Annotated in this window: 9 protein-coding genes; 6 read left to right on the top strand and 3 right to left on the bottom strand. The window is 73.7% G+C overall.

Translation table 11 applies throughout. The annotated features are described in order from the left end of the window. The first annotated feature begins 19 nt into the window (after positions 1-19). The 5 genes from hrpB to FLL47_RS15740 all read left to right on the top strand — a co-directional run bounded on the left by hrpB (position 20) and on the right by FLL47_RS15740 (position 6,469). Entirely contained in the window at positions 20-2,533 is a 2,514-nt protein-coding gene (gene hrpB / locus FLL47_RS15720) for an ATP-dependent helicase HrpB (protein WP_144121267.1), read from the top strand. A 138-nt stretch (positions 2,534-2,671) separates the two neighbouring features. Next, complete coding sequence (locus tag FLL47_RS15725; RefSeq protein WP_144121268.1) at positions 2,672-3,877, top strand: hypothetical protein; 1,206 nt, start codon at positions 2,672-2,674, stop codon at positions 3,875-3,877. Between the two features lie 9 nt (positions 3,878-3,886). Then, positions 3,887-4,798, top strand: coding sequence for an NAD(+)/NADH kinase (locus FLL47_RS15730; protein WP_222106091.1), 912 nt, complete (start codon positions 3,887-3,889; stop codon positions 4,796-4,798). Beyond that, positions 4,795-5,319 carry a GNAT family N-acetyltransferase gene (locus tag FLL47_RS15735; protein WP_246157985.1) on the top strand — a complete coding sequence of 175 codons (525 nt, stop codon included), beginning with the start codon at positions 4,795-4,797 and terminating at the stop codon, positions 5,317-5,319. Before FLL47_RS15730 ends, FLL47_RS15735 begins: the two co-directional genes overlap by 4 nt. Positions 5,320-5,359: 40 nt before the next feature. Continuing rightward, positions 5,360-6,469: a magnesium and cobalt transport protein CorA gene (locus tag FLL47_RS15740; RefSeq protein WP_144121269.1), complete on the top strand. Its 1,110-nt coding sequence runs from the start codon at positions 5,360-5,362 to the stop codon at positions 6,467-6,469. Positions 6,470-6,512: 43 nt separating this feature from the next. Here the strand turns inward: FLL47_RS15740 and FLL47_RS15745 are convergent, their stop codons facing one another. From FLL47_RS15745 to FLL47_RS15755, 3 genes are all read right to left on the bottom strand, one after another. After that, positions 6,513-8,417, bottom strand: a complete 1,905-nt coding sequence (locus FLL47_RS15745; RefSeq protein WP_144121270.1) for a multicopper oxidase family protein — start codon at positions 8,415-8,417, stop codon at positions 6,513-6,515. Positions 8,418-8,724: 307 nt separating this feature from the next. After that, on the bottom strand, positions 8,725-9,372 hold the full coding sequence (locus FLL47_RS15750; protein WP_144121271.1) for an HAD family hydrolase: 648 nt from the start codon (positions 9,370-9,372) through the stop codon (positions 8,725-8,727). Positions 9,373-9,446: 74 nt separating this feature from the next. Continuing rightward, positions 9,447-10,814 carry a mannosyltransferase family protein gene (locus FLL47_RS15755; RefSeq protein ID WP_144121272.1) on the bottom strand — a complete coding sequence of 456 codons (1,368 nt, stop codon included), beginning with the start codon at positions 10,812-10,814 and terminating at the stop codon, positions 9,447-9,449. 87 nt (positions 10,815-10,901) lie between these two features. Between FLL47_RS15755 and FLL47_RS15760 the strand changes: the two genes are divergently transcribed. Next, the gene (locus FLL47_RS15760; RefSeq protein WP_144121273.1) at positions 10,902-12,359 is read left to right on the top strand and encodes a serine/threonine-protein kinase; all 1,458 of its coding nucleotides are present in this window, start codon (positions 10,902-10,904) and stop codon (positions 12,357-12,359) included. The last annotated feature ends 10 nt before the right edge of the window (positions 12,360-12,369 follow it).

A 12,369-nucleotide genomic window follows, 5' to 3' on the forward strand; every position in this document is an offset into this window, starting at 1 on the left:
CGTCCGGCAGACTGGGCGGGTGCTTCGTGACGCGGCTGGAACCGACCTCCCGGTGCGGGAGGCGCTGCCCGCGCTGCTCGCGGCGCTGTCCGGGCACGGTGCGGCGGTGCTGGTCGCGCCGCCGGGATCGGGCAAGACCACGCTCGCGCCGCTGGCGCTGGCGGGCGAGGTCACCGGGCGGGTGATCGTCGCCGAGCCGCGCCGGGTGGCCGCCCGCGCCGCGGCCCGCCGGATGGCCGAGCTCACCGGCACGCCGCTGGGCGGCCCCGTCGGCTACAGCGTGCGCGGCGACAGCCGCACCAGCGCCGCCACCCGGATCGAGGTGGTCACCACCGGCCTGCTGGTGCAGCGCCTGCAGCACGACCCCGAGCTGGCCGGGGTCGACGCGATCCTGCTCGACGAGGTGCACGAGCGCCAGCTGGACTCCGACCTGGCCCTGGCCTTCACCACCGACGTACGCGCCGCGCTGCGCCCCGACCTGCGGCTGGTTGCCGCGTCCGCGACCGCGCAGGCCGAACGCCTCGCCGACGCGCTCGGTGCGGGCACCCCCGTGGTCACCGCGGCCGGCACGCCGTTCCCGATCGACGTCCGCTGGCGGCCGCCCACCGGCCCGGTGAACGCGCCGTACGGCTTGCGCGTCGACCCGCGCCTGCTCGACCACGTCGCCGCCGTGATCCGGCAGGCGCTGGCCGAGGCCGACGGGGACCTGCTGGTGTTCCTGCCGGGTGCGGGCGAGATCGACGGTGTCGCCGGGCGGCTGTCGGGGCAACGCGCCCAGGTGGACCTGCTCACCCTGCACGGCCGTCAGGCCGCGGGCACCCAGGACGCCGCGCTGCGGCCGGGACCGCGCCGCCGCGTCGTGCTGGCCACCGCGGTCGCCGAGAGCAGCCTGACCGTCCCGGGCGTACGCGTCGTCGTCGACGCGGGGCTGGCCCGGGTGCCGCGTACCGACCTCGGCCGCGGGCTGGGCTCGCTGGTCACGGTGCGGGCCTCGCGGGCCTCGGCGCACCAGCGGGCCGGACGCGCCGGGCGCGAGGGGCCAGGTGTGGTGTACCGGTGCTGGTCGCAGGCCGAGCACGACCGCCTGCCCGAGCATCCCGACCCTGAGATCGCCTCTGCCGACCTGACCGCGTTCGTACTGCAACTGGCCTGCTGGTCCAGTGCGGACGGCGCGGGGCTGGCCCTGCTCGACCAGCCACCGGCGGCCGCCGCGGCGGTGGCCCGGGAGACGCTGACCGCGCTGGGCGCGCTCGACGGCGACGGGCGGGTCACCGGGCGCGGCCGGGCCATCGCGGGTGTCGGCGCGCACCCGCGCCTGGCCCGGGCCCTGCTGGACGCCGCCGGTGAACTCGGCCCACACCGGGCCGCCGAGGTCGTCGCGCTGCTCGGCGCGGACGCTCCCATCGGGACCGACGACCTGGCCGCGGGCTGGCGGCGGCTGCGCGACGGCGTCGACGGGGCCGCGAGCGCGGCCTGGCGCACCGAGGTGCGCCGCCTGACCGGCAGCCTGCGCACCGGCGGCTACCCCGAGACCGGAGCCCAGGGCCGGATGACCGACGACCTGGCCGGTGCGCTGGTCGTCGGGCTGGCCTACCCGGAGCGGGTGGCGCGGATCCGGGGTGCGGGCAGCCGGACGTATCTGATGGCCGGGGGCACCGCCGCCGAGCTGCCGCCGGGCTCGCCGCTGACCGGCGTGCCCTGGCTGGCCGTGGCCGCCGCGGACCGGCAGCCGGGCAGCAGCACCGCCCGGATCCGGCTGGCCGCGGCCACCGACGAGGCGACCGCGCGGCAGGCCGCGGCACCGCTGCTGGTGACCGGTGCGGAGATCGCCTGGGCCGACGGGGACGTGGTGGCCCGGCAGGTGACCCGGCTGGGTGCGATCGTGCTGGCGGAGCGCCCGCTGGACCGGCCCGACCGGGAACTCGTGGCGCAGGCGCTCGCCGAAGGGCTGCGCCGGGAAGGGCTACGGCTGCTGCGCTGGACCCCCGAGGCGACCGCGCTGCGCGAGCGCCTGGCGTTCCTGGCCCTCGCCCTCGGCGAGCCGTGGCCCGCGGTCGACGACGAGTCCCTGCTGGCGAACGCCGGGCAGTGGCTGGGCGGGGCGCTGCACACCGCGCGCCGCCGCGACGACCTGCAGCGGGTCGACGTCGCCGGGGCGCTGCGCAGGCTGCTGCCCTGGGCGCAGGCGGCGCAGCTGGACCAGCTCGCCCCGGAGCGGCTGGAGGTGCCCAGCGGGTCGCGGGTCCGGATCGACTACGCCGATCCGGCTGCGCCGGTGCTGGCGGTGAAGGTGCAGGAGGCGTTCGGCTGGACGCAGACGCCCCGGCTGGCCGGCGGGCGGGTGCCCGTGGTGCTGCACCTGCTCTCCCCCGCCGGACGGCCCGCCGCGGTCACCGGTGACCTGGTCTCCTTCTGGCGCAACGGCTATCCGCAGGTCCGTGCGGAGCTGCGGGGGCGCTACCCGCGACACCCGTGGCCGGAGGACCCGACGACGGCCGAGCCGACGCGCCGGTTGCAGCCCCGCAACCGCTGAGCCGCTGCAGCCCGTCGGTGACCTCGGACTGATCGTCCGCGGCGGTCCGGCGTCGACGGGCTCGACGAAGGACTGCGACGCGCCGCCCCGGTCGCCTTGGCACTGCTCGGCGGGGCCGCCGCGTTCCTGTGGTGGCGCGTGGAACCGCTGGGACCGCCCACGCTCGGCCCGGTCGCGTACGCCGCCTGGCTGTCGGCCTGCGCCGTGGCGCTGCTGGCCCCCTCCCGGTGGACCCGGCCCGCGCTGGCCTCGGCGCTGGCCCTGACGCTTGCGCTGCCCGCCGTCGCGCCGCTCACGGCCTGGTCGCGGCCGCCGGTATGGGTGCTGATGACGCTCACCGTGTTCGGGCTGATCGCGCTCGCCGGCACCGGCCCATGGCAGCGCGACTTGGAGGGGCGGGCAACGCCGGCGCTCGGCGCGGTGGCCGTCGCCTGCGGCGCGGAGCTGGTCTCCCGCGCCTGGCCCGACCCGCTCACCGGCTACTACCAACCCGCGTTCGCGCAACTCGGCCTGGTCGTGGCAGCCGCCGTCGCCGCGCTCGCCCTCCTCACCCTCACCGCCGTGCGCCACGGCGACCCGCCCCGGCCCCGGCTCTGGGCCACCCTCCTGATCGCCCTGCCCGGCGCCTGGCTCGGCCCCCTCGACACCGACACCTGGCGCACCGCCGCCGACCTCCCCCGCTTCGGCCGCCTCACCCAGGTCCTCCTGGGCACCACCCTGGTCCTCCTCACCATGTCCCGCCTCCGCACCACCACCTCCCGGCGATCTTGCGCGAGCGGCGGGTACGACACGCACTTTTCCGGTATGTCGGCAACAGTTCGCGCAAGATCGTCGCGATCGTGGACGGCATCGCGGGGTGTGGCGGCGGGGGTGCTGGCGGGGTATGGGGTGGGGTTGCTGGGGTTCGGGTGGGCGGTCGGTGCGGTGACGGGGCATGTCCTGGCGACCGCGGGGGTGTGCGGGGGCGCGGGGGCGCTGCTCGGGTTGCGGCGGGGGGTGTTCGGGCTTGGTGGGCTGGTGGCGGTCGGGACGCTGGTCGCGGCGTACGCGGTGGGGGTCTACAGCAACGGCTGGACCGTCGGCGGCTGGACCGAGCCGGCCCGCACCACCGGGCTCGCCGCGATGCTGGCCGTGCTGCCACTGGCGTTCGCGGCCCACACGGCATACCGCTCGGCACGGCAGGTCACGGTGGTGGCCGCCGGGGTGCTTTGCGCGGGCTGGCTGGCCTGGCTGACGCTGCCGGATCTGCCCGCGTGGGGGCCGGTGCTGCCGGTCCTGGTCGCCGTGCCGCTGGTGCGCGCCGCGCTGTCGATACCGCCCGCCAGGCCGCGCACCGGACCGTAGAGTGGCAGCGTGGGCCTGGTACACACGGTGGGTCTGGTGCTGCATCCGCAGCGCGACTCCGTGCCCGCGATCGACACCATCATGGAATGGGCGCGCCGCCGCGACGTCACCGTGCTCGGCCTGCCCGACGAGGTCGACCGCATCTTCTGCGGCGCGATCGCGGTCGGCCCGGAGGAACTCGCCGCGCGGTCCAGCCTGCTGGTGAGCCTGGGCGGCGACGGGACGATGCTGCGCACCATGCGGCTGGGCGCGGGCCGGACCACGCCGGTGCTCGGAGTCAACCTCGGCCGGCTCGGCTTCCTACCCGAGATCGACGTGGACGGGCTGCCGGCGGCGCTGTCCGCGATCGACAACCAGCACTACTCGATCGAGTCGCGGCTGGCGGTGCGCACCACGCTGCCCGGCGACCACGAGGTCACCGCGTTCAACGACATCGCACTGTGCCGTATCCCCGGCGACGGCCTGGCCGGGGTCGCCATCACCGTCGAGGACCACGCGTTCGTGCGCTACGCCGCCGACGCCGTCATCGTGGCCACGCCCACCGGATCCACGGCGTACGCCTTCTCCAGCGGCGGCCCGATCGTCTCCCCCACCGTGCGGGCCGTGCTGGTGACGGCCGCCGCCGCGCACTCCAGCTTCAACCGCGCGCTGGTGCTCTCCGCCGACGAGCAGTTGGCGCTGCAGGTGCTGCCCACCAGCGGCCGGCTCGCGGTGGAGGTCGACGGGCGCGTCGACGGCTACGTGGGGCCGGGCGACCGGCTCCCGATCACCGCGCTCCCCGATGCCGGCCGGGTGGTGCGGCTCGGTCTCACCACCTTCTACGAGCGGGCCCGGCGCAAGCTCCAGGTGCGCGGCAGCGCCGAGGTGGACGGCCCCGGCGACCTCGGTGCTGCCGCGCACGTGTCGCATACGGCACGATGAACACCGTGCTGATCCGCCGCGAGACACCCGCCGACATCGACGCCATCCGCACTGTCACCGAGGCCGCGTTCGGGCCGCGGTACGCGCCCGACCCGGCACCCGAACCGGGACTGGTCGACCAACTGCGCGCCGACACCGGCTGGCTGCCCGCGCTGTCGCTGGTCGCCGAGGTCGACGGCGAGATCGTCGGGCACGTGGTGTGCACCCGTGGCCGCGTCGGCGACACCCCGGCGCTGGGCCTCGGCCCGCTCAGCGTGCGGCCCGACCACCAGCGCGCCGGGGTCGGCAGCGCACTGGTGCACGCGGTGCTGGGGGCGGCCGACGCGCTCGGCGAACCGCTGGTGGTCCTGCTGGGCGACCCCGGCTACTACCGCCGGTTCGGCTTCGGGCCCGCCCAGGAGCTGGGCGTGCTCGCGCCGGCGGCCGAGTGGGGGATCCATTTCCAGGTGCGGCCGCTGACCGGGTACGACCCGGCGGTGCGGGGAGTGTTCACCTACGCGGAGCCGTTCGGCCGCCTGTAGCCGACTAAGATCGCCACGAGGGCTCTGCCGGGAGGTGACCGTGAGCGACGAACAGCAGCAACCGGGCCTCGCCTGGACGTGGACCGCACCGCTGCGCAAGGCCGCCTCCCGGATCCGTCCGACCGGGCCCGCCACCGCGGAGGACGACGAACCGGTCCAGTCCATCGTCGACTGCGCGGTGTACGTCGACGGGCGACGCCGGCCGGGCACGTACGACTACGACTCCGGCCTGGCGACCGTACGGCAGACCCCCGGCTCCTTCCTCTGGCTGGGCCTGCACGAGCCGTCCGAGGCGGACTTCGCCCCCATCGCCAAACGCTTCGGCCTCGACGAGCTGGCCGTGGAGGCGGCCACCACGCGCCGCCAGCGCCCCAAGATCGAGCACTTCGCGGACGTGGCCCTGTTCGTGCTGCGCACCACGCGCTACGTCGAGCATTCGACGCTGACCGAAACCTGCGACGTGGTGGAGACCGGCTCCGTCGTCCTGTTCATCGGCGACGCCTACGTGATCAGCGTGCGCCACGGCCCCGCCGGAGAGCTCGGGCCGGTGCGCGCCGACCTGGAGAAGCGGCCCGACCGGCTGGCGCAGGGCCCCTGGGCGGTGGCGCACGGCGTGGCCGACCGCCTGGTCGACTCGTATCTCGAGGTCGCGGTGGCGTTCGAGAACGACATCGACGAGCTGGAGGACCACGTCTTCGCCCCCCAGTCGCAGAACCGGGCCGCCCAGATCTACCAGCTCAAGCGCGAGCTGATGGAGTTCAAGCGGGCGGTCGCCCCGCTGCAGCACCCGCTCGCGGCGCTGATCGACGACAAGGAAGGGCTGCCGAAGGAGATCCGGCGCTACTTCCGCGACGTCAACGACCATCTGCTGCGCACGGTGGAGCGCATCGTCACGTACGACGACCTGCTCAACTCGATCCTGCAGGCGCGGCTGGCGCAGCTGTCCGTCGACCAGAACAACGACATGCGCAAGATCGCCGCCTGGGCCGCCATCGCCGCCGCGCAGACCGCGATCGCCGGTGTCTACGGCATGAACTTCGACTACATGCCCGAGCTGCACTGGAAGTACGGCTACGCGGGCGTGCTGGCGCTGATGTTCGTCGTGGCCGCCGGGCTGTACCGCGCCTTCCGCCGCTCCGGCTGGCTGTGACCGGCCTCGGGGCGACGCGAAACGCGCCGCCCCGAGTTCCGGATCAGCCGACCCGGTAGGGCCGCATCATCTCGTTGTCCTCGTGCTCCAGCAGGTGGCAGTGCCACACGTAACGGCCGGCCAGGTCGAACGTGGCCTTCACCCGGGTGATCTCGCCCGGGAGCGCGATCACGGTGTCCTTGGTGCCGCGCTCACCCGGCTCCGGCGGCTGCTTGCCGTCCACGCCCCGGCCGAGGATCTCGAACTGCACCAGGTGCAGGTGGATCGGATGGGCGTCGACGCTGAAGTTGTGCAGCTCCCAGATCTCGGTGGCGTTCAGCTCCGGGTTCTCCGTGATCGGGTGGTCCCAGTGCATCGGCATCGCGTGGCCGTGCTCGTCGACCGTGCCCAGCAGCAGCTCGATGGACTGCTCGTGGCCCAGCTCCTCGTCGAGGCTGAGCCTGCGGGTGTTGCTCGCCGGACCGATCGGCTTGATCCAGGGCAGGTCCAGGTCCTCCGGCGGGGTGCTGCGGTCCTTGCCGGTCAGCCGCCCGACGACGAAGCGCATCACCTGGCCGGTGGTCGCGGGGTCGGCCGGGTTGAAGGTGCCGTTGTAGGGCTCGTCCGGCCCCTCGTTGACGAGGTACAGCTCGGTGCCCTCGCGCTGGCCGGTGAAGTCGAGGATCACGTCGGCCCGCTCCGCCGGGCCCATCAGCAGCTGCTGGAGCTGCGCGGGCTTGGGCAGGAAGCCGCCGTCGTTGCCGATCTGCCAGATGGGCAGCGCCACCGGCGCCGGGCGGGGAGCCAGCGGATCGCCGGTGACCTTCATGATCAGCACCCGGCCGTTGCAGCCGTTGAGGAAGCGCAGCCGGTAGCGGCGCGGCTCGACCTCCAGCTCCGGCCAGGTGTTGCCGTTGACCATGATGGTGTTGGCGAAGAACTCCGGGTTCCAGATCGGCGGGAACGGGCCCTCGGGGATGTACGGCCCCGCATCGTCGGCGAACGCGCGGCTGTCCGGGTAGAACAGGGAGCCGTCGGCGTTGAACGAGCGGTCCTGCACCACCACCGGGATCTCGTAGTAGCGCGTGCCCGGCTTGTCGCCCAACTGCGGGGCCGGGCCCGGCAGCACCCCCGGCGGCAGGTCGCCCTTGCCGCCGCGCAGCAGGTAGAAGCCCGCGAGCCCGGCGTACACGTTGACGCGGGTCACGCCGAGCGTGTGGTCGTGGTACCACAGGGTCGAGGCACGCTGGTCGTTGGTGTACTGGAAGGTCGCCGTGCCCGGCTTCCAGGCGACACCGTTGCGCTCGGCGAACTCCGCGCCGAACTCGTCGTAGAAGGTGCCCTCGGTCGCGTAGCCGCCCGGGATGTTGCGCGCCTTCGGCAGGTACCACGCCTCCGGGTAGCCGTCGCTCTCCTCGTGCGTGTGGCCGCCGTGCAGGTGCGTGACGATCGGCACCGGGCCCCGGTACGGGCCGGGGGTCGAGGTGAACGTGGGCCGCGTGTCGCGCCCGGCGTCGCCGCCCGGCGGGTTCGCCCAGTGCAGCGTCGGATCCACGGGCAGCAGGTGCGGGCGGAAGTCGCCGTACGAGTCGACCAGGTCGTTGACCCAGGTGACCCGCACCGGCCGGTCCACCCGGGCCTCGATGGTGTCCGACGGGGTGCGGAAGCTGCGCGGCTGCGACACGTCGCCGTAGCCCCAGACCGTGGTCTGCGGCAGGTTCGACGGCAGGATCTGCTGGCGGAACTGGCGCACCCCGATCAGGTACCGGGCCAGGCCGCCCTCGCCCCGAGACGCGGGCGGCATCACCGACGGCACCGCCAGCGGCGTCACGTACTTGCGGATCTTCGCCGGGTCGAGCGTGCCCGCCCGGCCCTGTCCCATCGCCCATGCCCACCCGGCACGTTGGGAGATCACCGTGGCGGCGCCCGCGGCCGCCGTCGCCTGAAGAATCCGCCTGCGGTCGACCATGTCGCACACCTTCCGCCGCCCCCGCGCGGCGTGACGAAATGCCGCGGGGCGTCGGGCGCCCCGCGCGACGCCGCCCCCGCGCGACGCCTGCCAGGAGGAACGACTCAATCGACCTTGGGAAACGCGCAGGCCGCCCGACCCCGCAAGGCCGGGCGGCGCAGCCGCACCGTCAGCTGACCCGCAGGTCGTCGATGGCCCAGTACCAGTTGTTGCTCGCGTTGTGGTAGCGGAACTTCACCGTCATCGAGGTCGCGCCGGCGGGCACGACACCGCCGTGAAAGGACGACGGTGCCGCGATTTCCGTGCCCTATCGCATCCCGAGCAGGCCGGGAAGCTTGCGCATGTCGTGGAAGACCACGGTGTCCGGGCCTTCGAGCCAGTCGGCCGGCGTCACTCCCCCGGCGTACGCCAGGACCCGCATGCCCGCCGCCCGCGCGGCCTGCACCCCGGGCCGGCTGTCCTCGACCACCACGCAGCGCGCCGGGTCCGCGCCCATCCGCGTGGCGGCGTGCAGGAACAGGTCCGGCGCGGGCTTGCCGTGGGCCACCTCGGTGGCGGAGAAGATGCGGCCTGCGAAGCGCTCGTAGAGCCCGGTGATGCCGAGGGTGTTGCGCATCTTGTCGTGCCGCCCGCTGGAGGCCACGCAGGTCGGCAGCGTGATCGCGTTGAGCGCCTCGACGATGCCGGGCACCGGCACCAGGCCGGCCTCGTGCGCGGCCAGCTGGCGCGCGACGAACATCTCCGGCCACTGCGGCAGCGGGCGGCCCAGCTTCTGTTCGATCACCGGCACCATCGAGGTCGCCGAGCGGCCCACGAAGTTCTCCAGGATCTCGTCGTCAGTCAGCGGCCAGCCCAGCTCGGCCAGCATCTGCGACGCGACCCGGATCGCGATGGTCTCGGAGTCCACCAGCACGCCGTCGCAGTCGAAGATGACGAGGTCCACGGAATCGATCACGGCTGGACCATACATCCCGGTCCGGCCGTGATCCGCGGCAGCACATCGCGGTCCCACGGCCGGACCGCCGGACGTCAGGCGACGAAGTTGTTCTGCACGAAGACGATCACCATCGCACCCTGCAGTGCCAGCATCACGGTCGTGTAGACGCGGTCGAAATGCACGTTGCGTCCCATGCGGGCCAGCACCATGAACGCCACCGTGCATTCCAGCGCGTAACGCCAGGTCGAGCTCAGCGGGTAGTGGCTGTGGATCGGGTTGGACAGCGGCATCAGGATGATGATCGCCCCGAAGACCACCAGGTACGCGTGGTCGGCCCCCAGCTTCCACGGGCCCACCAGGGCCAGCACCAGCAGCACCAGCACGGCCAGCGCGGTGGTGAGGTTGACGATGTTGCGGATCGCGTCGGGGTGGTAGATCGAGTCACTGCCGGTGATCAGGTCGACGACGTTGCCGATGACGGTCCACGGCGGCGTGAACCCGTCCCGGAACCAGGCCTTCTGCGCATCGAGGAACTGCAGCGCGTTGCCGAAGGTCAGGTAGCAGTAGAGCATGTAGGCGCCGAGGCCCGCGGGTATCAGGAACACCGCGAGGGCGTTGCGGTCGAGCCTGAAGCCGGCCGGCCACGGCAGTATCCCGCCGAGGCGCCGCTGCGTCCGCAGCGAGAAGCCGCGCTGCCGCAGGTACTCGAAGACGAAGGCGGCGGCGAGCATCACGCCCGCCATCCGGGTGGCGCCTGCGTACGCGGCGAACATCGCCGCCCACCACCAGCGCCCGCGGCGCATGTTGTAGAGCGAAGCCAGCGCCAGCGCCACGAACAGCGACTCGTTGTACGCGGCGACCAGGTAGAACGCGGTAGGGAAGGCGAGCAGGTAGATCGTGGTGCGCCGGGCGTCCTCGGCCCCGATCATCTCGGTGGCCAGCCGGTGCACCAGGATCAGCGCGGCCAGGCAGGCCAGCGCGCTGACGATGAGACCGGCCTCGAAGGTGCCCCCGGGCAGCAGCGGGTTGGCCGCCCGCATGGCCATCGGGAAGAGCGGGAAGAACGCGGTGCTGCGGGAGTCGTACTCGTAGCCGGAGTCCGCGATGATCACATACCAGACCGTGTCCCAGTGGTTCCACGACTGGATCAGCTGCCCGAACGTCGACGGGACGGGACCCGCCTTGCTCTCCAGCCCCTCGGTGGGCATCCAGGCGACGGCGGTGACCAGGAAGTACGCCAGCAGGCCGCTGGTCCAGGCCGCGAACCCGGTGACCACCGACGGACGCCACCGCCGCCAGGCCGCCCGGCCACCGCTCTCCGGCTCCGCTGCGCCCGCCTCGTCGTACGTTGACGAAACAGAAGAATCGGTCAGATCGTCGGCAGGGAGGGCCGTATCGCCGGGTGCGTCCGCCGGGCGGCGGCGCACCGGGACGAGCCCTGGTCCGGGGGAGTCAGACATAGGCAGGAATATAACCACGGGCGACCGAACTCACGCTGCCCTGCGCTTGGTGTCACCGGCAGCTGGGACACGGTACGGTTGTCCACCATGTCCGCCTTCACCCCTGGTCTCAAGCTGCACGACCGCTACCTGCTGGACCGCCGCGTCGGCTCCGGCGGCATGGCGGAGGTCTGGCAGGCCCACGACCTCGTGCTGGGCCGCCCCGTGGCGGTGAAGGTGCTCGCCGGGCCGACCGCCGCCGACCCGGCACTGCGCGCCGGCGCGCTGCGCGAGGCCCGTTCCGCCGCGCAGCTCACCCACCCGCACATCACCGCGGTACACGATTTCGGCGAGGTCACCTTCCCCGACGGCCATGTCGAGCCGTATCTGGTCATGGAGCTGCTCACCGGCGAGTCGCTGGCCGAGCTGATGGCCCGTGGACCGCTGCCCTGGGCGCGCGCCGCCTCGATCGGCGCCCAGGTCGCCGGGGCGCTGGCCGCCGCGCACTCCCGGGACGTGGTGCACCGCGACATCAAGCCGGGCAACATCATGATCACCGCGACCGGCGCGAAGGTGCTCGACTTCGGCATCGCGGCGATGACCGGCCTGCCCGACCGGACCGGCACGCTGATCATCGGCACCCCGGCGTACGCCGCCCCCGAGCGGCTGCGCCAGAAGGCCGCCGACCCGGCCGCCGACGTGTACGCCCTGGGCGTGCTGATCGTCGAGATGGTGACCGGCCGGCGGCGCAACGGCATCGACAGCTGGGAGCAGTTCGAGGCCGAGCACGCCCGCCCGCGCCCGCTGCCCGCCCTGCCCGGGGTGCCACCGGCCGTCGTGGCCCTGCTCGCCGCCGCGGTCGACCCCTCCCCCGCGCGCCGCCCGCGCGCCGAGGACCTGGCTCATGCTTTGGGTGGCCTGTCGGTGCCGGCCGTGTCCGGTCCCGCTCCCGCGCTCGCCGGGCCGAGTCCGACACTGCTCGCACCGACCGGCGGCGCGATCGCCGGAGCGGCCCGGGTGCCCGCCCCGGCCACCCGGGTGCAGGCCGCACCGAAGGCCAGGTCCGCGCCCCCGGTGCGGGTGAAGCGCAGCCGCCGGCCGCTGCTGGCCGTCATGCTGGTGATGGCGATCATCCTGGTCAGCGGCGTCCTCATGATCATGTCCGCGCTGCGGGAGCCGCTGGACACCGCCAACGCGACCCCGACCCGCTCCCCGCAGCGGCCCGCGCGGACCAGCCAGGCCGCCCCGAAGCCCAGCCCCACCCCCGAGAAGGTCGGCCCGTTCGAAGCGGTGAAGCTGCTCGCCGACCTCAAGGACGCCGTGGCGAAACTGCGCGAGACCGAGGTGATCACACCGAAGCAGCGGGCCGAGCTCGAGGACGGCCTCAAGAACATCTCCGGCAAGCTGCTCCAGGGCGACTGGGAGGCGGCGCGCCGCCGGGCCGAGAGCCTGGAGAAGAAGGTCACGGGCTGGGCAGAGGACGCCGAAGGTGACGCCAAGGAGGCCTACGAGCCGGTGCAGCGGCTGCTCGACGAACTGGCCGAGCTGGCCAAGCGCAACGGCTGAAACCGCGCGG

The sequence above is a fragment of the Catellatospora sichuanensis genome (assembly GCF_007483665.1).
Taxonomy (GTDB): domain Bacteria; phylum Actinomycetota; class Actinomycetes; order Mycobacteriales; family Micromonosporaceae; genus Catellatospora; species Catellatospora sichuanensis.

Bases quoted from the DNA above. Each gene is read 5' to 3' on its own strand.
- FLL47_RS15735 (WP_246157985.1), top strand. From the start codon at position 4,795: ATGAACACCGTGCTGATCCGCCGCGAGACACCCGCCGACATCGACGCC.
- FLL47_RS15745 (WP_144121270.1), bottom strand. From the start codon at position 8,417: ATGGTCGACCGCAGGCGGATTCTTCAGGCGACGGCGGCCGCGGGCGCC.
- FLL47_RS15755 (WP_144121272.1), bottom strand. From the start codon at position 10,814: ATGTCTGACTCCCCCGGACCAGGGCTCGTCCCGGTGCGCCGCCGCCCG.
- FLL47_RS15760 (WP_144121273.1), top strand. From the start codon at position 10,902: ATGTCCGCCTTCACCCCTGGTCTCAAGCTGCACGACCGCTACCTGCTG.